General features: G+C 65.8%; 18 protein-coding genes. 5 read left to right on the forward strand and 13 right to left on the reverse strand.

The window, feature by feature from the left end; all coding sequences use genetic code 11:
• Window positions 1–160 precede the first annotated feature (160 nt).
• Window positions 161–3,220, reverse strand: a complete 3,060-nt coding sequence (locus tag GE253_RS09625) for a ribonuclease E/G (protein WP_153203882.1) — start codon at window positions 3,218–3,220, stop codon at window positions 161–163.
• 561 nt (window positions 3,221–3,781) lie between these two features.
• Between GE253_RS09625 and GE253_RS09630 the strand changes: the two genes are divergently transcribed.
• From GE253_RS09630 to GE253_RS09650, 5 genes are all read left to right on the forward strand, one after another.
• Window positions 3,782–5,230 carry an N-acetylmuramoyl-L-alanine amidase gene (locus tag GE253_RS09630; RefSeq protein ID WP_348770812.1) on the forward strand — a complete coding sequence of 483 codons (1,449 nt, stop codon included), beginning with the start codon at window positions 3,782–3,784 and terminating at the stop codon, window positions 5,228–5,230.
• A gap of 125 nt (window positions 5,231–5,355) precedes the next feature.
• Window positions 5,356–7,902: a penicillin-binding protein 1A gene (locus GE253_RS09635; RefSeq protein WP_153203883.1), complete on the forward strand. Its 2,547-nt coding sequence runs from the start codon at window positions 5,356–5,358 to the stop codon at window positions 7,900–7,902.
• Between the two features lie 214 nt (window positions 7,903–8,116).
• Window positions 8,117–9,496, forward strand: a complete 1,380-nt coding sequence (locus tag GE253_RS09640; RefSeq protein ID WP_153203884.1) for a hypothetical protein — start codon at window positions 8,117–8,119, stop codon at window positions 9,494–9,496.
• Between the two features lie 51 nt (window positions 9,497–9,547).
• Window positions 9,548–11,428 (forward strand): DNA mismatch repair endonuclease MutL, encoded by a 1,881-nt coding sequence (gene mutL, locus GE253_RS09645; RefSeq protein WP_153203885.1) that lies wholly within the window; start codon window positions 9,548–9,550, stop codon window positions 11,426–11,428.
• 91 nt (window positions 11,429–11,519) lie between these two features.
• Entirely contained in the window at window positions 11,520–12,218 is a 699-nt protein-coding gene (locus GE253_RS09650) for an MOSC domain-containing protein (RefSeq protein ID WP_153203886.1), read from the forward strand.
• Window positions 12,219–12,410: 192 nt separating this feature from the next.
• Here the strand turns inward: GE253_RS09650 and cysS are convergent, their stop codons facing one another.
• The 12 genes from cysS to fliM form a co-directional block, all read right to left on the reverse strand.
• Entirely contained in the window at window positions 12,411–13,784 is a 1,374-nt protein-coding gene (gene cysS / locus GE253_RS09655; protein WP_153203887.1) for a cysteine--tRNA ligase, read from the reverse strand.
• A gap of 219 nt (window positions 13,785–14,003) precedes the next feature.
• Window positions 14,004–15,362, reverse strand: coding sequence for a glutamate--tRNA ligase (gene gltX / locus GE253_RS09660; protein ID WP_153203888.1), 1,359 nt, complete (start codon window positions 15,360–15,362; stop codon window positions 14,004–14,006).
• 63 nt (window positions 15,363–15,425) lie between these two features.
• Window positions 15,426–16,622, reverse strand: coding sequence for an adenylate/guanylate cyclase domain-containing protein (locus GE253_RS09665; RefSeq protein ID WP_153203889.1), 1,197 nt, complete (start codon window positions 16,620–16,622; stop codon window positions 15,426–15,428).
• A gap of 84 nt (window positions 16,623–16,706) precedes the next feature.
• Complete coding sequence (locus tag GE253_RS09670) at window positions 16,707–17,444, reverse strand: DUF6250 domain-containing protein (protein ID WP_153203890.1); 738 nt, start codon at window positions 17,442–17,444, stop codon at window positions 16,707–16,709.
• An 89-nt stretch (window positions 17,445–17,533) separates the two neighbouring features.
• Window positions 17,534–18,832, reverse strand: coding sequence for a replication-associated recombination protein A (locus GE253_RS09675; protein ID WP_348770813.1), 1,299 nt, complete (start codon window positions 18,830–18,832; stop codon window positions 17,534–17,536).
• Between the two features lie 68 nt (window positions 18,833–18,900).
• Window positions 18,901–22,071 (reverse strand): tetratricopeptide repeat protein, encoded by a 3,171-nt coding sequence (locus GE253_RS09680; RefSeq protein ID WP_153203891.1) that lies wholly within the window; start codon window positions 22,069–22,071, stop codon window positions 18,901–18,903.
• Window positions 22,071–22,778 (reverse strand): flagellar motor protein MotB, encoded by a 708-nt coding sequence (locus GE253_RS09685; protein ID WP_153203892.1) that lies wholly within the window; start codon window positions 22,776–22,778, stop codon window positions 22,071–22,073. The genes GE253_RS09680 and GE253_RS09685 overlap by 1 nt, the downstream gene beginning before the upstream one ends.
• Window positions 22,775–23,470 (reverse strand): hypothetical protein, encoded by a 696-nt coding sequence (locus tag GE253_RS09690; protein ID WP_153203893.1) that lies wholly within the window; start codon window positions 23,468–23,470, stop codon window positions 22,775–22,777. Before GE253_RS09690 ends, GE253_RS09685 begins: the two co-directional genes overlap by 4 nt.
• A 20-nt stretch (window positions 23,471–23,490) precedes the next feature.
• A complete protein-coding gene (locus GE253_RS09695; protein WP_153203894.1) occupies window positions 23,491–24,138 on the reverse strand; it encodes a chemotaxis protein CheZ in 648 nt (215 codons plus the stop codon).
• 114 nt (window positions 24,139–24,252) lie between these two features.
• The gene (locus GE253_RS09700; RefSeq protein WP_153203895.1) at window positions 24,253–25,164 is read right to left on the reverse strand and encodes a hypothetical protein; all 912 of its coding nucleotides are present in this window, start codon (window positions 25,162–25,164) and stop codon (window positions 24,253–24,255) included.
• Window positions 25,161–25,691 carry a DUF6468 domain-containing protein gene (locus tag GE253_RS09705; protein WP_153203896.1) on the reverse strand — a complete coding sequence of 177 codons (531 nt, stop codon included), beginning with the start codon at window positions 25,689–25,691 and terminating at the stop codon, window positions 25,161–25,163. Before GE253_RS09705 ends, GE253_RS09700 begins: the two co-directional genes overlap by 4 nt.
• Window positions 25,688–26,773, reverse strand: a complete 1,086-nt coding sequence (fliM, locus tag GE253_RS09710; protein ID WP_089287953.1) for a flagellar motor switch protein FliM — start codon at window positions 26,771–26,773, stop codon at window positions 25,688–25,690. The genes GE253_RS09705 and fliM overlap by 4 nt, the downstream gene beginning before the upstream one ends.
• Between the last annotated feature and the right edge of the window lie 14 nt (window positions 26,774–26,787).

Consider the following 26,787-nt stretch of genomic DNA (forward strand, 5'->3'; position numbering starts at 1 on the left):
TGCTGCGGGCACCAACCCTGCAAACCGCGATGGTATTAGCCTATCCGGACCTTGAGGGAAAGACGCTGCGGCCCCATGCCGCCGCCGGGAGAAACCGACAGGAAAAAGGGGAGGTGGCATGGCCCCTCCCCTCGTCCCTTCTCAGCGATGGCGCCGCCGGTCAGGCCTTACGGCTCCACCAGCCACCACGCCGGGGCTTGTCTGCCGCCGGTTCCGCCACCGGCTCCGCGGCCGCTGTGGCAACCGGGGCCGGCTCCACCACTGGGGTGGCAGGCGGCACCGGTTCGCTGATCTGCTCCGCAGCCGGAACCTCAGCCGCCACCGGCTCCACGGCCTTTTTGCGGCTGCGGGTTGCCTTCTTCTTCGGCGGCGCAGCTTCCTCCGCCACCGGTTCCACGGCAACCGGCGCTTCCGCCGGGGCCTCGGCAACCACCGGTGCTTCGGTCACCGCATCAGCCACCTTCTTGCGGCTGCGGGTGGCGCGCTTCTTCGGCGCCGGGGCCTCCTCGGCCACCGGCTCCACAACAGCGGGGGCTTCCACCGGCACTTCGGCAACCACCGGCGCTTCGGTCACCGCATCAGCCACCTTCTTGCGGCTGCGGGTGGCACGCTTCTTCGGCGCCGGGGCTTCCTCCGCCACCGGCTCCACAACAGCGGGGGCTTCCACCAGGGGAGCAGCAAGCTCCGCCACCGGCTCCACCGGGGCATTCACCGCCGGTTCGGCAGCCGGCACCTCGGCGGTAACAATGGCGGCGACCTCCTCGGCCTCCTCCTCATCGGACTCGCCATCGGCCGACAGCTCATCACCCCGGCGACCACGACGGCGACCGCCACGCTTGCCGCGACGGCGCTTCTTCTGTGCCGCCTCGTCCTCGCCAGCGGTCGCAGCTTCGTCAGCCTCGTCCTCTGCCTCTTCATCGACCGGCTCAACCGCCTCGGCTTCAACAATCGGGTCAGCCGCGGAAGCGGGGATTTCGGCCGTATCGGCCTCCAACTCCGCCTCGTCCTCTCCCTCGGCCTCATCCGATGTATCGCCATTGGCGTCGGCGGCCATGCCCTCACCGCGCTCACCCCGACGACGACGGCGACGACGACGGCGACGGCCATCACGGTCGCGGTCCCCGTTGCCCTCGCCACGATGGCCATTCTGAACGGGGGCGGCAGCTTCCGCCTCCTCGTCCTCCGGTTCCACCGGCACAACCTCTTCCACTTCGGGCTCTTCGGCCTCCATGGCGCGTTCGGTCTGGGCCATCACGCGTTCAGCACTGACCGGGGCCACAGCGATATCATCGCTGGCCAGACGGGCGCGGAGACGTTCAAGCCGGTGGTCGGTGCCGGTCAGATGGTCATCGGCCTGCAGATAGACGCGCAGACCATGGCGCCGCTCAATATCCGCCAAGGCCTCGCGCTTATGGTTGAGGATATAGAGCGTGACGGCCGAGGCGCAGGTGACGGTAATCTCCGCCGAACGCTTGCGGATACCCTCTTCCTCCACCGCGCGCAGGATAGCCAGGGCGGCACTTTCCAGGCTGCGAATCATGCCGGTGCCCTGGCAATGCGGGCAGCGTTCGAAGTTGATTTCCTGCAGGCTGGGGCGCAGGCGCTGACGCGACAGTTCCAGCAGACCGAAGGCGGAAATCCGGCCCAGCTGGATGCGGGCGCGGTCAACCTTCATGCAATCCTTCAACCGCTTTTCAACCGACGCGTTGTTGCGCGGGTCTTCCATATCGATGAAGTCGATGACGATCAGGCCGGCCAGATCGCGCAGGCGCAGCTGGCGCGCCACCTCTTCAGCAGCCTCCAGGTTGGTGCGCACCGCCGTTTCTTCGATATTGCGTTCCTTGGTGGAACGGCCCGAATTGACGTCGATGGCGACCAGCGCCTCGGTCTGGTTGATGACGATATAGCCACCGGATTTCAATTGGACGATGGGGTTGAACATCGTCTCAATCGCGCCTTCCACCTGGAAACGGTGGAACAGCGGGATGCCTTCATCCTGATAAAGCTGGATCTTCTTGGCGTGGCTGGGCATCAGCATCCGCATGAAGTCCTTGGCCACCTGATAGCCGGCCTCACCCTCGACATGCACTTCGTCAATGTCGCTGGAATAAAGGTCGCGGATTGTGCGCTTGATCAGATTGGCTTCTTCATAGATCAGCGCCGGGGCCACCGACTGCAGGGTGGTTTCGCGGATGCTGTCCCACAGCCGCATCAGATATTCCAGATCGCGGCGGATCTCCGGCTTGGACCGTTCAATACCCGCCGTGCGCAGGATGACCGACATGCCCGAGGGAATGTCGAAATCCTCCAGCATTTCCTTCAGGCGCTTGCGGTCGGCCGGGTTGGTGATCTTGCGGGAAATGCCGCCGCCGCGCGGGGTATTGGGCATCAGCACCGCATAACGGCCGGGCAGCGACAGGAAGGTGGTCAGGGCGGCACCCTTGTTGCCGCGTTCTTCCTTGGTCACCTGCACCAGCAGAATCTGACGACGCTTGATAACTTCTTGAATCTTATAGGATTTCATCGGCCGGCGGCGCGGCTGGCGCTGCTCTTCCGGCTCAACCTCTTCCTCCACCTGCTCCGGCGCTTCTGCCGCAGCGGCAACCGGGCGGGTGCTGGGGCGCGGCCGGCGGCGGCGATTGTCGCGGCCACTGCTATGCACGAAGGGCGAACCGTCAGCGGCCTCGGCTTCACCGGCGGTCGGGTCGATGACCTCCCCCGTCTCGCCATCGGCATCGCCGCTGATCCCCGGCTCCACGCCATCGCTGTCAACGCCCGATGCGTCGCCAGTGCCCTCTTCCCCGACGATCAGGGTGGGGGCGCCCCCGCCCACATCTTCCGGTGCCGGCAACGCCGGTTCCTGCTCGATGGGGGTTTCGCCGTCGGCCTCCGTCTCTGCCCGTTCCAGGGCGCGGGCCTCGCGCTCTTCCGCCAGCTCCTGCTGCTCACGCAGCAGCGCCTCACGGTCGGCGACAGGGATACGGTAATAATCGGGATGGATTTCAGAGAAGGCGAGGAACCCGTGACGGTTGCCGCCATATTCAACAAAGGCCGCCTGAAGCGACGGCTCCACCCGGATCACCCGGGCCAGGTAAATATTGCCTTTTAACTGCTTCCTGGAGGCGATCTCGAAATCAAGCTCTTCCAGGCGGTTACCATTAACCACAACGACCCGGGTTTCCTCCGGATGCGTGGCGTCTACAAGCATACGCTTGGCCATATGTCGTCCCCGTGGCGAAGGAACCCCACCCACCCGTGCGACGGGACGGGGGAAGGGCCCAGCCACCATTTCGGTGCGAGGCATTCGGTGGCAGTCATTGCCAACCACGTCGAACAGCGCTGCCCAAAGCAAGAAACGGGAAGCAGCCAGGACGCGAACAACACCATCACCGGGCAGCACACCGGCGAACCGGTACACCACCAACCTCAAGGTTTCCACAGCACCACGCGCCGCCGGGGTTGAACCCCTGGCAAGCGTCACAGACAACGGGCGCAAAGGCAGCAGAAATCTGCCGGCAGCGCGGTCCCGGAGCGCGACGCCGAAGCCCGGGAGGGCAAGGACGACGCATGGTTTGTCGCAAGAGACACCATAAACAGGAGTAGCCCCCTTCCACAATGATAGATTTGCATCCGCCGGATAGGGGATGTGCGTTTTCTGCCCGACAGGGACCGACGCAAGCAGCCAGGATAAAGCGATTTCTTATCAATGCCGTTGAAGTGGCTGATTTTCCGTGCCTATAAAAGCGCTGGTATTTCATCACCGCCGGGGGACGGAACAGGCGTGAGGCGCCGTCAGCATCCCGCAGGAACCGGGGCCGACCATGCCCGGCAGCAAGGCCGGATCGCGTGGGCGGTCACTTGTGCGCTTTTGCTGGCCTTGTTCTGGCTGCTGCCCTGGCAGACGGCCTGCGCCGGTGAGGAGAGCCGGATCGCCCTGAACCAGGCCCAGATGGGTGCCATCCGCCCACCCGCCTCCCCGGTTTTGTCGCAGATTCTCGACGCCCGGCTGGGTGTGCATCCGGACAAGACCCGCTTCGTGCTGGAACTGACCCAGGCGATCCCCTTCCGGGTGCAGACCCAATCGTCCCCCTATAGTGTGGTGATTGATCTGGCCGATGTTGCCTGGGGCGGGGCCATGTTGCCCGGTCGGGGTTTGGTGCTGGCCGTGGCGTCGGACAATATGGCCCCCGGCCGGGTCCGGCTGGTGCTGCCGACGACGGGTCCGGTGCGGGTGGTGCTGGCGGAGATCATTCCGCCACGCGATGGCCGCCCGCCGCGCTTCATCCTGGATCTGGCACCCGCCAGCGGCACACCGCACGCGGGCGCCCCCCAAACCATCGGCACCCTGCCCCCGCCCCTTGCCCCGCAGGAGCCGGTCAGCCCGCCGCCGGAGCTGGCGGCCAGCGTCACCGGCCCCCAGCCCAGCGCCAACGGCCCGCAATCAGCCGGCAGACCCGGTGCCGGCCTTGTGGTGGCCGCCGCCAGCCTGGGCCGTGCGCCGCTGCCGCCCCGGCCCAAGCCACCGGCCAAGGTGGAATTGCCGCTGATCGTCATCGATCCCGGCCATGGTGGCCAGGATCCCGGTGCCATTGCCGGCAACGGCACCTATGAGAAAGACATCACCCTGGCCATGGCGCGGGAGTTGCGACGGCAATTGCTGGCCAGCAAGCGCTATCGGGTGGTGCTGACACGCGACAAGGACATTTTCATCCCCCTGCGCGACCGCGCCGCCGTGGCCCGCGACCAGGGGGCCAGCCTGTTCATCTCCCTTCACGCCGACAGCATCGACCGTAAGCAGGTGCGCGGTCTTTCCATCTACACCCTGTCAGAGAAAGCCTCGGATCGGGAGGCGGAAACCCTGGCCCAGCGGGAGAATCGCGCAGACGCGCTGGGCGGGCTGGACCTGTCCTCCCAGCCCGAACAGGTTGCCAATATCCTGATCAACCTGTCGCAGCGGGAAAAGATGAACCAGTCACGCCGTTTCGCCGCCCTGGTGCTGACCAGCCTGGACAAGGCGATTGCCGTGCTGCCATCCCCCCTGCGTTCCGCCGGTTTCGGGGTACTGACGGCGCCCGATGTGCCGTCGGTGCTGGTGGAAATGGGCTATCTCTCCCACACGAAGGACGCCAAGCTGCTGACCAATGCTGCCCACCGCCGCCGCATGGCTGCTTCGCTCGTGCGCGCCGTGGATGGCTACTTTTCGCCGGGCGCGGGCCGGAAACGGTCATGAGGGCGACATAATCTTCACGAGATTGCTAGAATGCCAGGATGAAGGCGGGCCGATGCCTCGGCGCCGCAATTATGGTGTTTTCTGCTGATGCGGGTGCGGGCGCCCGTATGGGAACGGGTTGGAAAATGAATAGATGGATCAAGGCCGGGCTGGTCTGTGGGGTGGCGCTGGCGGCAGTCGGCGTCGGGATCGGCGTGCTGGGCTATATCCGCTACAGCAAGGATTTGCCCGACCATACGACCCTGGCCAATTACACGCCCGCCGTCGCCACCCGCGTTCATGCCGGTGACGGGCGGCTGGTGGCGGAATTTGCCAGTGAACGCCGCGTCTTCGTGCCCATCGCCTCGGTGCCCAAGCGGGTGATCCATGCCTTTGTCTCGGCAGAAGATCAGAATTTCTTTACCCATCATGGGGTTGACTGGTTGGCTGTGCTGCGCGCCCAGTTGCAGAACCTGAAAAACCTCGGCTCCGGCCGCCGTCCCATCGGTGCCTCCACCATCACCCAGCAGGTCACCCGCGTCTTCCTGCTGACGAACGAAGTCTCCTACGTCCGCAAGATCAAGGAAGCCATCCTGGCCAGCCGCATCGAGGATGCGATGACCAAGGACCAGATCCTTGAGCTTTATATGAATGAGATTTTCCTGGGCAACCGCGCCTATGGCGTGGGGGCCGCCGCACTCAATTATTTCAACAAGTCCCTGGATGAGTTGACCATTGCCGAGGCGGCCTTCCTGGCCTCCCTGCCCAAGGCGCCCGATCGCTATTACCGCGAACGTCACCGCGATGCCGCCATCGCCCGGCGCAATTATGTGCTGGGCCGCATGGAAGAAGATGGCTACATCACCGCCGCAGAGGCCGACGCCGCCCGGCAGGAGCCGCTGAATTTCGCCGACCGTGCCGGCGATAATCAGGTCCGCGCCGATTACTTCATTGAAGAGGTGCGGCGCGAGCTGGCCAAGCTCTATGGGGAGCAGACGCTCTATGCCGGCGGCCTGTCGGTGCGCACCACGCTGGACCCGACCCTGCAGGCCGCCGCCTCCACCGCGCTGCGCGACGGGCTGATGGCCTATGACCGGCGCGATGGCTGGCGCGGCCCCGTTGCCCGGCTGCAGGGGCTGGATAGCTGGCAGGAAAAGCTGGAAGAAATCCGCATCCCGCCCGGTGGGGAGGATTGGGATCTGGCCGTGGTGCTGAAGACGGCCGATGATGCCGTCACCGTCGGGCTGATCGATGGCCGCCAGGGCCGCATCCCGCTGTCCGAACTGAAATGGGCCCGCAAGTCGGACAAGGGCCGCATCGTCGGCCCCAGCATTGCCAAGGCATCCGACGCGCTTTCACCGGGTGAGGTGGTGTTCGTGGAAACGCTGGCCGGGGCCAAGGGCGAGAAGGCCGACCAGTTCGCCCTGCGCCAGATCCCGGAGGTGCAGGGCGCCATCATGGCGATGGACCCGCATACCGGCCGCGTGCTGGCCATGTCCGGCGGGTTCAGCGCCCGGATGAGCGTGTTCAACCGCGCCACCCAGGCCATGCGCCAGCCCGGTTCCTCCTTCAAGCCGTTCGTCTATCTGACGGCGCTGGACCATGGCTTCACCCCGTCCACCCTGGTGCTGGACGCGCCCTTTGCCCTGGACCAGGGCGGGGGCCTTGGCAAATGGAAGCCGGCCAACTATTCCGACAAATTCTATGGCCCGACCCCGCTGCGCGTCGGCATTGAGAAGTCGCGTAACGTCATGACAGTGCGGCTGGCGCAGTATATCGGCATGGACCCGGTGGTAGAGACGGCGCGCCGATTCGGCATCTATGACAATCTGCCGGCCCAGCTTTCCATGGCGCTGGGGGCGGGGGAAACCACGGTCATGCGCATGACCACCGCCTATGCCATGCTGGTCAATGGCGGCCGCAAGATTGAGCCCAGCTTCATCGACCGGGTGCAGGACCGCACCGGCAAGACCGTCTTCCGCCATGACAACCGGCCCTGTGTCGGCTGCCAGATGCCGCTGGCAACAGCCGCTGTGACAGCAGACACCGGCACCGCCGGCACGGTTCCCGTACCGCAGACGGCCGCCCCCAGCCCGCTGGCCGAGGCGGTGCCCGTCAGCCCGGATCAGGTGCCGCAGGTGCCGGATGAGCGGGAACAGGTGGATGATCCGCGCACCATCTATCAGGTCGTCTCCATGCTGGAAGGCGTGGTGCAGCGCGGCACGGCCACCAAGCTCCGCGAAATCGGCAAGCCGCTGGCCGGCAAGACCGGCACCACCAATGACAGTATGGATGCCTGGTTCGTCGGCTTCTCTCCCGATCTGACCGTGGGGGTATTTGTTGGCTATGACCAGCCGCGTTCGCTGGGCGATCATGAAACCGGCGGCAGCGTGGCAGTGCCGATCTTCAAGGATTTCATGACGGTGGCGCTGAAGGATCAGCCGGCCATCCCCTTCCGTGTGCCGCCGGGCCTGCAACTGGTCCGCGTCGATCCGGAAAGTGGCAAGCCGGTGCCGCCGGGCACGCGCAACGCCATCTGGGAAGGTTTCATCCCCGGCACGGAGCCCAATGACGGCCAGGGCGTGCTGGATGGCGGCGATAATGGTGCCGGTTTCGTCTCTTCCGCCGGGCAGCCGGTGCCGGGCAGCCAGCCGGCCCCCACCATCGGCACCGGCACCGGCGGTGTGTACTGATCCCAACCCGCCTGAAGGGGCACCTTCAGGCGGGTTGGAGGCCGGCGACCGCCGGCCCGCCGCCCATGCGGCGTGAGCCAAGCCCGCGAATGCGGGCGCCCGGCGCATGAAGGAGATTGGTATGATCCCCTATCCATGGGGGTAGCGGCGGGCTGTCGGCAGCCCGCCGCCTCTGCTGTTACGCTTGCCGGCGTCACCAGCGATAAGGCCTTGGATGAACGCCGGCACCCCATCCCCCTCCTTCACCCGTCTCCACGCCCTGCGCCAGGCCCTGGATGTGGAGGCGCAGCGGCGCTGTCTGCGGGAAATGACCGGCGCCGATCTGCTGCATCTCACCCGTTCGCTGGAATTCCAGGCCATTCTGGAAGGCGCACCGCCGGAGCTGCTGGAGATGCTGCGCCCCTGGCTGCGGCAGGCCCGGCCGCCCCGCGTCGGCTCGGTGGAGCGGCTGTGCTGGCGGCCGCTGGAGCGGTTCCTGGTGGATGCATCCGAGGCGGGTTCCGCCTGCTGGCTGGTGCCCCGCCGGCTGCTGACCCCACTCTGGCTGGCGCTGGAGGCTGCCCATCCTGAGCCGGTAGAGCAGCTGAAGCGACAGCACGCACTGGCCTGCTTCGATGGCGATCAGATCAGCCTGGATCGCGTCTCTACCGGGGTGGCCGATCTGGCCGCCTATTTCTTCAACAACACGCCTGATCTGCCGGAACGGCTGGGCCTGAATGCGGCGGAAACAGAGATGCTGGGTTTCATCGCCCGGGTGATGAAATGGCATCGGCTGGTCATGCCCAATGTGCGCTATTTCCAGCAAGCGCCCCTGGTGCGGCGCCTGCCAGGGGTGGAAGCGCTGCGGCTGTGCAGCAACTGGTATACGCTGCTGGAACTGCTGGAAGACCAGTTCGATCTTTATCTGCTCTATCTGTTCAATATCAGCGCCGATCCCATCCATGTGATCGATGCCTTCCCCTTCTATTTCGAACGGCTGGAAGATGCCGATTGTTTGGCCATGCGCTGGCTGCGCCATCGGCTGGACCAGCAGTTGCAGGACATCAGCGCCGCCCTGGCCATCCCCCCTCGGCTGCAGGCCATGGGGGCGCTGCAAACCCTGTCGGACAAGCTGATGAACATGGAACGGTTCATCGAACGGCTGCACCGGCTGCCTTTGCTGGCCCCCGACCAGCCGGAGGGAAAGCGCATCGCCGCCCTGCCGCCACAGCGGCTGTCACTGGATTATGTCAGCCGGCTCTGTCTGGCCTATCTGGAGGATTTGACCGACCTGCTGCATGGTCAGGGACCGCAGCGCGACCGGGCGCGGGAGGTGCTGCCGGTGCTGTCCATCGTCATGCCGCCCCTGCTTTCGCGGCTGGGGCTGAATGACAGCGGCGGCCGTATCGCCACCCTGCAGGCAGAATTCGGCGGCAAGGCGCTGTATGAGATCGACCGCTATCTACGCAGCCACGAGGTGTCCCCCCGCTCCCGCCAGGGGCTGCCTTCCAGCCTGGACCCGGTTCTGACCATGTGCGAAACCTTGGGCATGGTGGACACGGCCGCCGTGCTGCGGGGCCGGCTGGACATCGCGGCCTCCACCCCGAACGGATAGATATTGTAGCCGGCTTGGCGGCCAGCCCCCATCGGTGCTATGACCTGGGTCATGCCGATCATCCGCCGCCTGCCCGATACGCTTGTCAACCAGATCGCCGCCGGTGAGGTGGTGGAGCGCCCTGCCGCCGCCGTGAAGGAATTGGTGGAGAACGCGCTGGATGCCGGCGCGCGGCGCATCGACGTCACCCTGCGCGATGGCGGCAAGGCGCTGCTGTCGGTGGTGGATGATGGGATCGGCATGGTGCCGGAGCAGTTGGAACTGGCGGTGGAACGCCATGCCACCTCCAAACTGCCCGATGGCGACCTGACCGATATCCGCACGCTGGGTTTTCGCGGTGAAGCGCTCCCCTCCATCGGTGCCGTAAGCCGCCTGTCCATCACCAGCCGCACGGCCGATGCCGACCATGCCAGCATCATTCAGGTGGAAGGCGGGGCCAAGGGGCCGGTCGGCCCGGCGCCGGGCGGCGCAGGCACGCGGGTGGAGGTGCGCGACCTGTTCTTCGCCACGCCGGCCCGGTTGAAATTCCTGAAAGGCAGCCGCACCGAAAGCCAGCACGCCATTGATATCGTGGAACGGCTGGCCATGGCGCACCCCCATGTCGCCTTCACGGTGAATGATGAAGGGCGCACGCCAGTGCGGCTGGCCGCCAGCACGGGGGAGGCTGAACAGGCCAGGCTGGTGCGGCTGGGGGCCGTGCTGGGGCGGGAATTCCAGGAAAATGCCATTCCCGTCAATGCCGAGCGCGCGGGCGTGCGGCTGACCGGCCATATCGGCCTGCCCACCTACAACAAGCCGACGGCGGCCGGGCAATATCTGTTCGTCAATGGCCGGCCGGTGAAGGATCGGCTGGTGGTGGGGGCCGTGCGCGGTGCCTATGCCGATTTCCTGGCGCGGGACCGTCACCCCGTGCTGGCCCTGTTCCTGGAACTGGACCCGCATGAGGTGGATGTGAATGTGCATCCGGCCAAGACGGAGGTGCGGTTCCGTGATCAGGCCCTGGTGCGCGGCCTGATCGTCGGTGCCTTGAAACATGCGCTGGCCGCTGCCGGCCACCGGGCCAGCACCACGGTGGCCGCCGACACGCTGGCCAGCCTGACCCCGCGTGTCGCCCCACAGACCAGCCTGTTATGGGAACCACCGGCCCGGCCTGCCGCTGCGGCCGGCCCTGCCTTCCCCGGCCAGTATCAGCACCACGCCCCGCCGCCGGTGGCGCGCGAGTTGGCGGAGGCAAGCTGGCGCTTCCAGGCCCCTCTGCCCCAACCGGCAGCGGAACCGCCGGATGCCAATTTCGCCCCCGCTGCCCGTAATGAAGCCGTCTCAGACAGTGCGCCGCCGCCGGCCAGCCAGTTTCCCCTGGGTGCTGCGCGGGCACAGCTGCACGCCACCTATATCGTGGCGCAGACGGAAAACGGCATCATCATCGTCGACCAGCACGCCGCCCATGAACGGCTGGTCTATGAGCGGATGAAGCAGGACATGCTGGGGGCCGGGGTAAAGCGCCAGATGCTGCTGATCCCGGAGGTGGTGGAGCTGGACCCGGCCGATGCCGACCGGGTGGGCGAACGCGCGGCCGAACTGGCGGAGATGGGCCTGATCCTGGAAACCTTCGGGTCGGGTGCCGTGGTGGTGCGCGAAGTGCCGGCCATGCTGGGCGCGCGGGCCGATGTGCGCGGCCTGATCAAGGATATTGCCGACGAGCTGGCCGAGCTGGGCGACGCCCACGCGCTGAAGGAACGGTTGGAGGCGATCTGTTCGCGCATGGCCTGCCATGGCAGCGTACGCGCTGGCCGGGCGATGAATGTGGACGAAATGAACGCCCTGCTGCGTCAGATGGAAGCGACACCCCATAGTGGCCAGTGCAACCATGGCCGCCCCACCTATGTGGAGCTGAAGCTGGGCGATATCGAAAGGTTATTTGGCCGCCGGTGAAAATGTCATCGGGACATGTGCGTTCATACAGGAAGGGGGCAGACGGATTATGCTGCCGGCCACGCCCCCGCCTGCATTGGAGAACCAACCCATGAGCCATGGCATCGCCCTGATCGACACGCTGCTGATCGGCACCCCGGAACCGCTGGGACCGAAAGGGGTGCCCAGCAGCATCCAGGCCCGCCGCCCCGTGCCGGGCCCGGTGCAAGCCGATGAAAACGGCCTGTTCGGCGATCAGGTGGGCGATGACAAGGTGCATGGCGGGGCGGAGAAGGCCATCCATCTCTACCCGTTCGACCATTATGCGCGCTGGGCCGCCGAACAGCCTTTGATGGTGCCGCATCTGGCTGCACCGGGTGCCTTTGGGGAGAATTTCAGCGTCGCCGGGGTGACGGAGGCTGATATCTGCCTGGGGGACGTGGTGGAGGTGGGGGGCGCCCAGCTTCAAGTGTCACAGGCCCGTCAGCCCTGCTGGAAGCTGGGGGTACGCTTCGGCCTGCCGGTATTGCCGCGTCTGGTGCAGAAGACCGGGCGCACCGGCTGGTATTACCGGGTGCTGAAAGCGGGGGCGATTTCCCAGGGCGACCCGATCCGCCTGCTGGACCGGCCCCACCCGGCCTGGGATATCGCCCGCACCCTGCGTGTGCTGTATGTCGATACACTGAACCGGGAAGCGCTGGCGGAACTGTCGGAGCTGACCGGCGCCAGCCCCGGCCTGCGCCGGCTGGCCGCCAACCGGCTGGCCAATGCAATGGTAGAGGATTGGGGCCGGCGGCTGGATGGGGTTTGAGGGGGGCGTTCACGCTAGCAAACGCTTATTGGCGCCAACGCAAACGACCCTTCGCCCCGTTTTCACCTGCACCAACCGTCACCCCGGCGAAGGCCGGGGTCCAGTTCGTAGAGCGAAGCGCTTGTGGCCCCTGGACCCCGGCCTTCGCCGGGGTGACGGTGGAGAAAGCGGCAATGGCGCCGCCCCCTTCCCTCACCCCCGCTTCCAGCTCGTCCCCTGCGGGCCGTCCTCCAGGATGATGCCCTGATCGGCCAAGTCTTTGCGGATGCGGTCTGCCTCCGCAAAGTTCTTGGCCTTGCGGGCGGCCAGACGGTCGGCAATGGCCTGCTCGATTGCCGCCTCGTCCAAGGCCACCGCCCCGGCGGGCTGCCACTTGAACCAGCTTTCCGCCGGCTGGCCCAGGAAGCCCATCAGTTGCGCGCCCGCCTTCAGGCCGGCGGCTGCCGCCTGCTTGGCCGCCGGATCGCTTTCCCGGTGATAGGCATTGGCCAGTTCATGCAGGGCGCTGATGGCCAGCGGCGTGTTCAGGTCGTCCGTCAGGGCCGCCAGCAGGTCGCCCGGAACCGCCGCGGCCGGCAAGTCACCCGCCGCGCGCAACACGCCATACCAGCGGTCCAGCGTCGCCCGCGCCTGGGCCACCTTCTCCTTCGTGAAGTCCAGCGGCTGGCGGTAATGCGCCGACAGGATGGCCAGCCGCAACGCCTCCCCCGGAAATTCGTCCAGCAATTCCCGCACGGTGTAGAAGTTGCCCAAGGATTTGGACATCTTGTCGCCGGCGATGGTCAGGAAGCCTGAATGCATCCAGACATTGGCCATGACCTGGGTGCCATGGGCGCAACGGCTCTGCGCGATTTCATTTTCATGGTGGGGGAAAATCAAATCCAACCCGCCGCCATGAATATCAAACACCTGCCCCAGATGCGCCGCCGTCATGGCGGAGCATTCAATATGCCAGCCAGGACGCCCCTTGCCCCACGGGCTGTCCCAGCCCGGCTCGCCCGCCTTGGCCGGCTTCCACAGCACGAAATCGGCGGGTGACTTCTTATAGGGGGCCACCTCCACCCGGGCGCCAGCGATCAGATCTTCCTGGCTGCGGCGGGAAAGCTGGCCGTAATCGGCCATGGCAGGCACATGGAACAGCACATGGCCTTCCGCCGCATAGGCGAAACCCTTCTCCACCAGCCGTTCGATCATCGCCACCATATCGCCGATATGGCGAGTGGCGCGCGGTTCGATGTCGGGGCGCAACAGTCCCAAATCATCCATATCGGCATGAAACTGCGCCGTGGTGCGGGCGGTCACACTGTCAATCGGCTCGCCGGACTGGTTCGACCGGTCGATGATCTTGTCATCCACATCGGTGATATTCCGGGCGTAGGTCACCTGCGGATAAAGCTGCTTCAGCAGCCGGGCCAGCAGGTCAAAGGCACTGAAGGTACGGGCATTGCCGATATGGGCATAGTCATAGACCGTGGGGCCGCAGACATACAGCTTCACATTGTTCGCATCGATGGGATGGAACGCTTCCTTGGCGCGCAGGAGTGTGTTGTAGAGCGACAGGGCCATGGGTCTGCTTTCGGAAACTTGGTCTTGAATATCAGGCGAGAGGAGACGGGGCGACAACGCCCTGCTGACATCGGAAATCTGCTTTACGCTCACCCCTCACCCTGTTTGCCTCCCCCGCGAAAGCGGGGGTCCAGGGGCCGCTTGCACCAAACGGTCGGGCCTCTGCCCCCTGGATCCCCGCTTTCGCGGGGAAGGCAGCATTGGTGGATTGGCCAACCATCACGCCACCCGCCCGGCCAGCCGCGCCAGGGCGCGCTCACGGCCGATCAACGGCAGCAGGGTCTTCAGTTCCGGCCCATGGTCACGCGCCGTCAGCGCGCGGCGGAGCGGCAGGAACAGGGCCTTGCCCTTGGCCCCTGTGGCCGCCCCCACCGCCTTGGTCCAGGCCCCCCAGGTCGTCTCATCCCACACCCCATCGGGCAGCAGCCCGGCGGCGGTGGCCAGGAAAGCGGCATCATCCACCAGCGGCGTGACCGGCGCATGGGTCACGGCCCACCATTCCATGGCATCGGCCAGCTTGGACAGGTTGGGCCGCACGGCCAGCCAGAAGGCCTCATCCACCCCGTCCAACCCCAAAGCCGCCAGCCGCTCGGCCATGGCGGCAAACGGGGCCTGATGCAGCACCTGGGCATTCAGGCGCATCAACTCATCCGGATCGAATTTCGGCGTGCCGCGCCCGAACTTGGCGAAGTCGAACCCTTCCGCCAGTTCGGCCAGCGATCCGGCCGCCGCAATCGCATCCGCCGTACCCAGCCGCGCGAGATATGACGTCAGCGCCAGCGCCTCCACCCCCTCTTCCAGCCGCATGGAGCGGACGGAGAGGGAGCCCAGGCGCTTGGACAAACCTTCGCCCTCAGCCCCAGCGATCAGCGGCAGATGGGCGAAGGTCGGCACCTCCCCCTGCCCTTCCAGCCCGATAATGGCCTGAAACAACTGCACCTGCACCGCCGTGTTGGTCACATGATCCTCGCCGCGCACAATATGGCTGATGGCGAAATCCACATCATCGACGACGGAGGTGAGCGTATAAAGCGGGCGGCCATCCTCGCGGATCAGCACCGGGTCGGACAGGTCGGCCCCTTTGAAATGCTTGTGCCCCTGCACCAGATCGTCCCAGACGATATCCTCATGCAGCAGCTTGAAACGCCAATGCGGGCGGCGGCCCTCTGCCTCCAGCCGGGCGCGATCCTCATCGCTGAGCCGCAGGGCCGCGCGGTCATAGATCGGCGGCAGGTGGCGGGCCAGCAGCGATTTGCGCTTCAGGCCCAGCTCCTCCGGCGTTTCATAGCAGGGATAAAGCCGGCCGGCGGCCTTCAGCTTTTCCGCCACCTCCCCATAGCGGGGATAGCGGTCGCTTTCGCGGGCATAACGGTCCCAGGTCAGGCCCAGCCAGGTCAGATCCTGCGCGATGGCATCGGCATATTCCTGGGTGGAGCGTTCCTCGTCCGTATCATCCAGACGGAACATGAAGCTGCCGCCTTGCCGCGCCGCGAACAGCCAGTTCACGATGGCGGTGCGGACATTGCCGATATGCAGGAAGCCGGTGGGGCTGGGCGCGAAACGGACGGCGATCTTCATGGGGAGAACTGCTTTGGCAGGCGGGAAATCGGGCCGCAGCGATAGCACGGGCAGCGATTTCCCTCAATGCGGTGTGAAAATTTCCTCTGACTGGTCAATGCCACGCAGGGCATGGACCCCCAGGGAGCGCATGGCGCGGCCCGAACAGCCGGCAAAGGCGGTGGACACCACCAGCGGGCAATCCAGCCCCTTGGCGGCATCCAGCAGACGGCTGGCCATATTCACCGCCGGGCCTACGACCGTGAAATCCAGCCGCCGCCGGCCACCGATATTGCCGAAGGCAACATGGCCCAGATGCAGCGACAGACCATATTCCAACGGAATCTGGCCAGCCGGCGGTGCCTCATTCCAGCGGGCGACGGCGGCTTCCAGCGTGGCGGCGGCGGCCAGTGCATGGCCACAGGCTTCGCGCGGGTTCAGCATGTCGGCAGGGAAGATGGCCAGCATCCCGTCGCCGATGAATTTCAGCACCTCCCCGCCATGCGCCTCCACCGCATCCACCGCCAGTTCGAACCAGTGGTTCAGGCGGGCCACCACCTCATGGCTGAGATGTTCGGTCGTGTAGCGGGTGAAGTTGCGCAGGTCACAGAACAGCACGGCGGCAAAGATGCTCTCTGCATCACCGCGCTGGATCTGCCCGGCATAGACCCGCTCCCCCGCGCCCTGGCCCAGATATGTGGTCAGCAGATCGCAGGCGATGGACCGCACCACGCGGGCTTCCAGCACCGGGGAGACGGCGGCAACAATATGTTCCAGATCGCGGATATCATCGTCACTGAAAGCCGGCACGCGCTTGGCGGCAAAGGACATGGCCGCCGTGCGGTGCCGATCCTGCACCTGCATGGGGATGATGTAATAATCGGTGAAACCATCGGCCTGCAGACGGCGCAGCAAGGACATTTCCGTCTGTTCCGTCGCCAGCCGCACACGATAGGGCTGATTGGTCTGGTCCACCTGATAGACCGGGCTGCTGAGATATTCCGACAGGTCGGTATCGACGCGGTGGACCCGGTGGGCCTGGGTGGCCTGACCGCAGAGCCAGACCCGCCCCTCCCCCACCACCTCGGGATGCAGCAGCTCCAGATTCAAGGAGACACGACCGATGGGCAGGCCGGCGGCGGCCACCCGGTCAATCAGCTCCGCGAACAGCGCGTCCATATCGGTCAAGCGGTTGCCTTCCAGCAACAGCCAGTCAACGATGGGACGGATGCGGTCGGACAGGGCGGGAACCAAGGTGGGTAACTCCGGCAACGTAGTCACCCAGTTTGGTTATCCGACCCCATCAGGACAAGCCCTGTTCACGCCGGGTTGGTATCTGCATTAACGATTTGCCATCCGGCGGGTTTACCCCGCAACAGCCTGATAGATGCGAAAGCCACGGATGCGCAGATGGCTCTGCGTAGTGCGGATGGCGAAATGGCCGCGCATATAGGGTTCGGGGTCGTGATAATCGAACAGCAGCACCCCATCACGGAAATAACGGATGGTGGGGCCGGCGGCCAGCAGGGTGATTTTCTGCCAGCGGTTGGGCACCAGCATGTCAGCCGCATCCTGCCGGTCATTTTCCGGCAAGAGCGGCCGGTCATCCTGCCGACCGATATAGCGGCGGAATCGGGTGGTCTTGTTCCAGTTGCCGCCCTGGCCGACATAATAGGTTTTCAGCGTATCATAATCCTCAAACTTGCCGCTGCGGATCCGCGCCAGCACATCGCCGCCGGGGGCGGCGGGATCGGTCGCCATCCAGAAGGCATTCAGGTCACTGACCCGATCATTCGGCCCCCCTTCGGACACCGCCTGCGCCTCATACTCAATCAGCACCGGCCCGGAAAGCGGGTGCCGGAACCAGACAGAGGTGCCGGCCGGCACATCAATTTCCATCACCCCGTCTTGTGCCGCCACCCGGCCCGGCCGGTGCATCTCCACCTGCCATTGGCCAAGCCCCTGGGTAAAGTCATCACTGTACAACAACGCACCGGGCCGATAGGCCGGGGACGGCGCGGCTGCATCGACGGGCGCAGCGGCAATGATACCGGTGGACAAGGCAAGGTGCAGAAAGGCGCGGCGGTTCAAAGCGAATCCCATCAGCGAATGATCCCTGATGAACGGGAATCCATAGCGTTAGGGCTATAAATCCCAATTAATGAGATTCACATCTATATAATAGAATAGCCTTACGAACCAGAGCCTTTCTCCGCCCGCAGCCGGGCCCAGTAATCCAGCCGCTTGCGCACGTCGCGTTCAAAGCCGCGTTCGACGGGGCGGTAAAATTCCCGGCGGGGCATCTCGTCGGGGAAGTAATTCTGCCCGCTGAAGCCTTCCGGCGTGTCATGGTCGTAATTATAGCCCTTGCCGTAGCCTAACTGCTTCATCAGCTTGGTGGGCGCATTCAGGATATGTTTGGGCGGCGACAGGCTGCCCGTCTCCTTGGCGGCACGCACCGCCTCCTTATAGGCCGTATAGGCGGCGTTGGATTTCGGCGCCGTGCCCAGATAGATCACCAGTTGGGCAATGGCCAACTCCCCCTCCGGGCTGCCCAACCGTTCATAGGCCTCCCAGGCGGCCGTGGCCTGGGTCAATGCAGCCGGGTCGGCCATGCCGATATCCTCCACCGCAAAGCGGGTCAGGCGGCGGGCGATATAGCGCGGGTCTTCCCCACCGGCCAACATGCGCGCGTACCAATAAAGCGCTGCATCGGTGTCGGAGCCGCGCAACGATTTATGCAGGGCGGAAATCAGATTATAATGGCCTTCCTGCGCCTTGTCATAGAGCGGCATCCGCCGCTGCACGGCACTGGCCAGCCCATTGGTATCCAGCAGCGTGCCCGCCGGCAGGGCAAACAGCTCCTCGCACAGGTTCAGGCAGTAACGGCCATCGCCATCGGCCAGCGCCTTCACCGCATTGCGCGCATCGCCATCCACCGGCAGGGGCCGGCCCTCTTCCGCCTCCGCCCGTTGCAGCAGCTGCTCCAGCGCCGCGTCATCCAGCCGGTTCAGGACAAAGACCTGGGCGCGCGACAGCAGTGCGGCGTTCAGTTCAAAGGATGGATTCTCCGTCGTCGCCCCCACCAGGGTGACGGTGCCATCTTCCACATAGGGCAGGAAACCATCCTGCTGTGAGCGGTTGAAGCGGTGGATTTCATCGATGAACAGCAGGGTGCCCTGCCCGCCCATCCGCCGCGCGCGCGCCGCCTCGAAGATTTTGCGCAAGTCCGCCACGCCGGAGAAAATGGCCGACAGGGGCTCAAAGTGCAGGTCGGTGGTCTGGGCCAGCAGCCGGGCCAGCGTGGTCTTGCCACAACCGGGCGGCCCCCAGAGGATCATGGAGGAAAGCCGCCGCGCGCCGATCATCCGGCCGATCGGCGCACCCTCGCGCAGCAGATGGTCCTGGCCCACCACGTCGGCCAGTTTCTGGGGCCGCAACCGGTCGGCCAGGGGCCTTGGTGCGGCGGCATCGAACAATCCTGCGGCCACGATCTTGCTGCACCCCTGGTCCCGTTCCGTTCCCTTCTACATAGACCTTGCCGCGACGTAAGGGAAGGTTATGACGGATTCTGCGCCGACTGGGCTGGCGGGGTGGCGGCGGCGGCCGGCTTGTCGGCGGATTTGGCCCGGTAATTATCCAGGAAGCTGCGGAACAGGTCGATTTCCGTGATACGCGACCGGATGGTCGCGGCATCGGCCAGACCCGCCGCTTCCTCCGGCCGGGTCAGCACGCGGAACGCTGTGGCATCCTTGGTCTTTTCCATCAGCGGGCCGAAATCGCGGCGCAGCGCTTCCAGCCCGGCATTATCCTGCGCCAGCGACAGGGCCACAGCGCGCTGCACCACCAGGCCCGATGTCTTGGCATCCAGCGCCGCACCCGCCGCGGGCGGCGGGCCGATCACATCGCCCAGCGCCTGGGCGGCCTGCGGCCATTGCTTGTCACGCATGGCGATATCCACCCGCAACAGATTGGCATTGCCAGATTGATCCCCGGTCAACAGCTGGATGGCATCCAGCCCCTTGCCCGATTGCGACAGGGCGCGGGCCCGCAGCAGCCGGCGCTCCTCGGCCAGTTCGGGGGGAATGCCCTCCACCTGGCTGGCATCCAAGGCGGCCACCGCATCCGTCGGCTTACCATCCAGCAGGCGGATGCCGGCCAGCCTTGTGCCGACCTGGGCCTTTTCCACGCCGGTCAGCCGGTATTGCACCTGATGGTCCAGCAGTTCGGCCGCCCGGTCCAACAAATCGATCTCCACCAGCCGTTCGGCCAGCTTGCGGATGATCAGGTCGCCCTCTGCCCCCGGCGGGGTCAGTTCACGGTATTGTTCATAAAGGCCCAGCGCCTCCAGCGGTGGCATCTTGGCCGCCCCGTCCTTGGCGAAAATATCCGTGAAGGTGCGGGTCATGTCGGCGGCAATCTCCTTGGCGTCCGGCGTATCCGGGAACAGGGAGATGGTGCGGCGCATGGTTTCGAACGCCTGGGGATAATTACCTGCCAGGGCATGAATCTCTCCCAGACGGCGGAGATTGGCCAGTTCCAGCGCGTCACCTATCCAGGCAAAGCGCATTTCCTCCATCCGTTTGGCGGCTTCCTTGGCGTCAATCTTGCCCAGGTCCAGGGCAGTATCGATCCATTCCTTCTTGCCGCGCATGGCATAGAGCCGGTCGCGGCTGTTCATCGCTGTTTCAAACAGGCCCAGCGCCTTTTCCTTGTCGCCCAGGGCGCGGAAGGCGAGACCGCGATAGAATTCCACCCCCGGACCCTGCTGGCCGCCCTCCCCGCCGCGCTTGACCACCTTGTCCAGGATCAAGGCCGCCGCTTCCGGCTGCCCCTGATGCAGGGCAGCATCGGCCGCCCCCAGTGACAGGCCGACAAAAAACGGATCGGGATAGGCCGCCAGCTGGTCCTTGCGGGCCTGGAACAGGGCGTGCGCGCCGGCATAATCCTGCTTGCCGGCCAGGGCTGCCGCCCGCCAGAGATCGGCATCCTTCTCCCCCGCCAATCCCGGATTGGACAGGTCGGCCAGCGCACCATCCAGATTGCCGTTCAACACCCGGGCGATGCCCCGCACAGCCAGAAATTCCGGCCGGCGATCCACATCGGGCTGCACCTCCTGCACCCGTGTCAACATGCCGCCCGCCTCATAGGACAGGCCATTGGCAATGTAGAAGCGGGCAAGGTCGAGCCGGCCGCGATTGCGCTCCGCGTCTGGCAATTCCACCAGATGCTGCCAGCGCTCCTGCCTGGCGGCGAGATAGCGCTCAGCCGGGACTTGCCCCCAGCGTTTGAAATCGAAAAGCTTTTCCTTTTCCTGCTTCGGCACCGGCGGGGGGGCGACAGAGGCCAGATCGGCCGCCGGCGACAGGCTGAGCCCGCCGGGCACGGAGATTTCCACCCCCTCGCGCACCGGCTGCACCACCAGCCGGTCATCCAGCGGGCGCACCACCAGCCCCTGGAGGCTGGGCAGCAATTGGGCCTGGGCGAAACGCTGGGCGGTGGGCAGATGCGGGCCGGGGGTGGAAAGTGGCGTCACGAACAGCGTGTCGCCCACCACCGGATCCTTGAAGCTCAACACCTTGGCCACATCCGGGGCGGCCACCACCAGACGCGCCCCTAAGGCGAATTGCGGGTCTGGCGTGGCGGTCAGCACCGTCGCCGGGTCATTGGGCGGCAGGTCGGTGGCCCGGTTCAGCCCGATGCGCCAGATCGTGCCATCGCGCTGGACGCGGGCCTGCATCAGGGCCGGCATGGGCAGGCGGAAGCCGGCTGCATCCGGCACCGTCACCGGCTCCACCGCCGTATTCAGGCCGGGGACGCTGCCGGGGGCCGGCGCGGTCTCTGGCGGCACCGGCCGGTCGAACAGCACATACAGATATCCCGCCCGCTCAAACACCGCCGCCGCCGTCCCCAGCTTGGGATCAAACGGGATACTGACACTGTCAACCAACGGTGCCGGTGCCAGGGCAGCCTGTTCCACCGCCGGCACCGGGGCGGGGCTGGCGGCAGGCGCGGGCGGCATGGAACCGTCGCCCGGTGCCGGCTGTCCAGCGGCCGGCGCGGGTGTCAGGGGCGTGGGTTGCCCCTTGGCGGCGGCCTCCCCCTCGGCCGGGGCCGGACGGCCACGCAACTCGAACAGCGGCGCGCCTTCCTTGGCCCGTCTTGGATCAACGGGGGCGGGCGGCTTTTCTTGGATTTCAGCCTTCGCCGTCGTTGTCGCCGGTGGCTTCTCCTTGCTCTCCGCCTTTTCCGGGGCGGGGGCCGGTTTGGTCGCCGCCGGCGTGGATTCTGCTGCTGGCGCTGGCTTGGCAGGGGCGGCGGGTGCCTTGTCCAGAATATCGATCACCACGCGGGTGCCGGCTCGCATATCCTTGATGCCGGCCCCGGCCGGGATACGGAAACGCACCAGCAGCGCGCCACCCTCCACCGCCTGTGTCAGCCCTTCAACCCTTGTCGGCCTGGCCCGCAGCACAGGTGCCAGATTGACCTCTGCCGTCACCGGAAAACGCACGGTGACATCCTGCCCGGATTGTTCGGCAGTATAGGCGGTGTTGCTGGTCCAATCGAAAACCAGCCGCGTATAGGTTGGATGCACCCCACTGCGCACCCCCACCTTGGCCGCAGCAGCCGTTGCCGCCGTTGGCTTGCCCGGTTGGGCGCTGGCCACACCGGAGAGCAGCGCCAGCACCGCCGTCATGGTGACAATCAGGGGAAGGCAAGGCCGGCGCATCAGCGGGGGCCCCCATGGTCACGGATCACCAGTTCAACCCGGCGGGCCTGGGCATTGCCTTCAGCTGGCCCGGCCACCTCCCCCACCCTGCCATCACCATGGCCGCGCATGGTGATGGGGCGCAGATAACCGGCCTGATGCAGGGCTGCCGCCACGGCCTGGGCGCGGGCCAGCGATAATTCCCAGTTGGAGGGCCAATGGCTGCCGGCGGGGGTGGCATCGGCATGGCCGGCCACATCCAGCGCATTGCCCAGATTATCCACCACCCCGGCCATGACGAACAGGGCCGCACGGCCATTTTCAGATAATTGCGCGTCCCCCGGTGCAAACAGCAGGTCCGCCGGCAGCGTCAGCGCCAGCCCTTCCGGCCGGCGTTCCATCCGCAGATCGGCCAGGGCCGTGTTGCCGGGCAGCAGATTTTCAAACACCCGCCGTAGATAACCCAGATCTGCCGCCTTCTCCCGGTTCAGGCTTTCCGCCGTGAAGGTGGCCGACGGGGGCGGCGCACCGACACCACCGCGCCCCTGACCGGGAACAACGCCGAGGGCGCGTTGGTAACGCGCAGGGTCCGGCTCCGACATCGAATAGAGCATGACGAAGAAGGTCAGCAGCAGGCAGACCAGATCGGTGAAAGTGACCAGCCAAGCCTTACCCGAGGCCGTTTGCGGGGCGGGAAACAGTTTCAGCAGCGGCAGGCCGGCCTTCATCGCCCACCCCCGTCACCCGCCATGGCAGGGGGTGGTGGCAAGCGGAAGACAAGGCGCAGCTGCCCGGCCGGGTCATCCGGCTCAAGTCCGATGGACAAGGCCGCCGCCGGGGTACCATTGGCCACCAGCGCCCGGGCCAGCGCGCCCATGCGCGCCACGGCGGGGGCGGTTTCCCGCTGCCCCTTGATGCCCATCAGCATCTCCCCCGCCACCTGCACCCCACCGGGACGCGGGACGAGAACCCCAGCCAGCCGGTCCAGCAGCGCCAGCCGGTCGGTGCGCACCCCGCCGCCGGGCCTGAACAGCGCGTCGGCCGGCATGGTGGCCGTCAGGGCCAGACCATCGGCACTGGTCTCCACCCTGGCCAGCGCTACCTCGCTGCGCACCAGATCGCCCAGGCTGGAAATCGCCTGCAACGCATCACCACCCATGGCCCGGTCATGCACTCGCTCCCCGCTGTCGCCGGACAGCAGGCGGGGCATGGCGAAGGCTTGGTCGACGCTGCGCAGCACCGCGCCGACCTTCTGATCATGGAAATGCGAAATGGCGTTCAACAGGATGAAAAATCCCAACAACAGGATGAAAACGCCCAGATAGACCGTCAGGGCCCCGCCCCCCTGCCCATCCCCACCGGCGGTGGATGCCGGGGATGGCCAGAAGAAGGGCTGATACGGGGGGCGATCCTGGGACATTCATCCTCTGGCGGGAAGGGTCAGTCGAAAAGCGAATCGATAAAGGCTTGGTCGATCCCGGAACCCGGCATGGAGGGACCATGCAGCAGGTCGGAATCGGGAACGACCAGGGCCACCGCCGGCGCATCCGGCGTTACCGGGTGGCGGCGTTCCACCTGTTCGCCCATGGCGACCAGCAGCGCCTCCACCTTCTGTTCGATATGTTTCAGGGCGCGCACCACCTTGGTGATTCGCTGACCCGTAATATCCTGGAAGTTGCAGGCCTCATAGATGCCGGTGGTGATGTCCATCAGCTTGGAAGACACCGCACTCGGCACATCGCCAGCCAGCGCCATCATCTGGTCGCAGGCATCCATGATGCGGTTGGTGGCATCTTCCGTGGCGCCCACCACGGCATCCAGCTCATCCGTCGCCAGGGGAATATGCTCTGAATGGATGTCAGCCGGCTGGATGGCGGCGATTTCCTTCTTCGCATTGTGGATGAAGCGGGCCAGCCCCTCCAGCTCGGAATAAATACGCAGATCGTGCTGGGAAATCTCCCCACCCATGGAATTCAGCACGGAGGCGACGATGCCCGCCACCTCGTCGCGGGACAAAGGTAGCCGCGCCTCCTGGCGAGCCAGGTCCAGACGTTCCTTCAGGGCGGGATCAACGGCAGTGCGGAGCATCTGGACACCTTCGGCAAGCATCAGGTTCAACGGAGGGAATAACGCGACAGGGCAACAGCCCCACCGAGAGGGCCAAACCCCGCCGGCGGAGACGGTTCCGCCGCTTACATACAATCATTCGGGCACGGTTGGCAGTCTCTTCCGCTCCGCCAACAGGATTGTAACCTCTTGCGCACGTGCTGAATCCATCGCCGCCAGCACCGGGGCGGCCTTGGCCTCCTTCATGCGGCTGATGACATTCAGCAAAACCTTGTTTTCCAGGCTGTTGAAGATTTTCGCCGCATCGACCGGCTTCATCGTCTCGTAAATCTTCACCAGACTGTCCAACTGTGCCTGCTGTTCAGAATTCACCGTGGTCAGCAGGCCCTGGATTTCCTGTTTCAGCTTCTGCAGCTCGGCGATCTTCTGGTCAAAGCGGGATTCGGCGGCCACCAGCATGGCCTCCCGCTGGTCCAGTTCGCGCCCGCGCTGGTCCAACTGCTCCCGCCGTTCCTGCAGGCGCTGGAGAATTTCCACCTCCTTGGGCGTGAAGCTCTGTCCCGGCGCGCCGGAGGGGGCGGCACCATGCTCATCGCCTTGCTGCACCGCGGGCGCGGGCGTGGCCGGGGGGCTGGGTGCCTGGGCCGGCTCATGCTTGGGCGCTGCCGGTTCCTGCGCCGGGGCCTGGGCGGCGGCCACCTGGGTCGCCGGCGGCACGGCCAGCTTGGCCGCATCCGGCTTTTCCGGCAGGCCCTGGGGGGCCTGTTCCTCTGCCACCGAAGGCGGCACGGGGTTGAAGGCGGCACCGGTGGTGACCGCCATCCAGACGTCACCCACCTTCACCCCGATCAACAGACCTGCAGCCAGGATGGTGGCGGGCAGCAGGCCGGGCCGCAGCAGGGGCCGGCGCCGCGCCTTCACCTTCGGCTTGGCCGCAACCGGGCGTTTTCCGGGGGCTGCCTTGGCCGGCGCGCGCGCTGCCGCCGCCCGGGGGGCGGCGGGGCTTTTGACAGCAGCGGCGGCCAGCTTGTCCGGGGGAACGCTCATGACCGCAGATTCTCCAGCGCCTGCAACAATTCCTTCTCCGCCCGGGAGCGCGGTTCAGGCCCGCCAGACGAAGCGGCGGGCGGCGGGGAGGCCGGGCGGGACGGTGCTGGCAGGGCCTGCGGCGCCGCGGCGGAACGGGAAGCCTGGGGCGGTGCCGCCGTCAACGGCGGCGGGGGCGATTGCTGCTGGGCGGCCTGACGCGCCCGGCCGGACCCCTGTTCCAACCGGTTGGCCAGCCCGTCGGCGGCCTGCACGATCAGTTCCATCTCTTCCTTCAGGCTGCGGGCGCGGGTGATCATGGCCGACAGGGCCTCCCCCGACTCCGACGCGGCCTTGCGCATCCCCTTGACCGAACTGTCGGCCTGGGCAGTGGCTTCGGCAAAGCCCCTCACCAGTTCCTCCAGCTCCGCCCGGCTTTCCTTGACGGCGGAAAGCTGTTTGTTCAGCCGCACGGCATAAATGATGGTGGCCACCAGCAGGCCGATGACGGCGACATCCAGCAGCAGGGACAACAGGCCGGGGATCATGGCTGTGACTCCGGTTTCGGGGCCTCACGGTCGATCCGCACGGCGATATTGCCACCCTTGCGGCCCATGCGGCCGAGGAACATCGGCACATCACCGCAGCGCAGCTCGATCGTTTCGTCCGGGGCCACGTTCAACAGAACGCGGCTGCCGACACGCCAGGCCAGCACCTCGCTCAAGGGCAGCACGATTTCATCCAGAACAGCGGACAGGTGAACATCGGTCTGCCAAAGCTCCGAGGCCAGGTGGGTTTCCCAGATGCTATCACGGCCAAATTTCTCACCCATGAACATCTGGAGCAGCAATTCACGCACCGGCTCCAGCGTGGCATAGGGAATCAGCAGCTCCAGACGGCCGCCGCGATCTTCCATATCAATGCGCAGCTTCACCAGCACGGCGGCATTGGCCTGGCGGGCGATGGTGGCGAAACGGGGGTTGGTTTCCAGCCGGTCGAAGCGGAAGGTGACGGGCGACAGCGGATCGAAGGCGGCCGACAGGTCGGACAGCACCACATGCACCATCCGCTCCACCAGATTGCGTTCGATGGTGGTGTAGGGGCGGCCTTCAATACGCATGGCCGCCGTACCCCGGCGGCCCCCCAGCAGCACGTCCACGATGGAATAGATCAGGGCGGAATCGATCACCATCAGCCCGTAATTGTCCCATTCCTCCGCCTTGAACACGGCCAGCATGGCCGGCAGCGGGATGGAGTTGAGATAATCACCGAAACGCACGGAACTGATCTGGTCCAGCGAGACCTCCACGTTATCGGACGTGAAGTTACGCAAGGATGTCGACATCATGCGGACAAGGCGGTCAAAGACCACCTCCAGCATGGGCAGACGTTCGTAATTGACCAGCGCCGAATTCACCAGCGCCATGACGCCGGTATTGTCGCCGTCGCCGGAACCGTCCTTGTCAAAGCCCAGCAGGCTGTCGATTTCGTCCTGGTTCAGAACGCGGGTGGCGCCACCGCCCCCGCCACCGCCCATTTCACCAAAGGCGTCGCCAGCCCCTTCATCGGCCATGGCCGCCCATTCGGCGGCCATCCGTTCTTCTTCGCTCAGCTCTTCAGGACCGGCCATGGTTTCCCATCCCT

It is taken from the genome of Niveispirillum sp. SYP-B3756 (assembly GCF_009495745.1).
In the GTDB taxonomy this organism is placed as follows: Bacteria; Pseudomonadota; Alphaproteobacteria; order Azospirillales; family Azospirillaceae; genus Niveispirillum.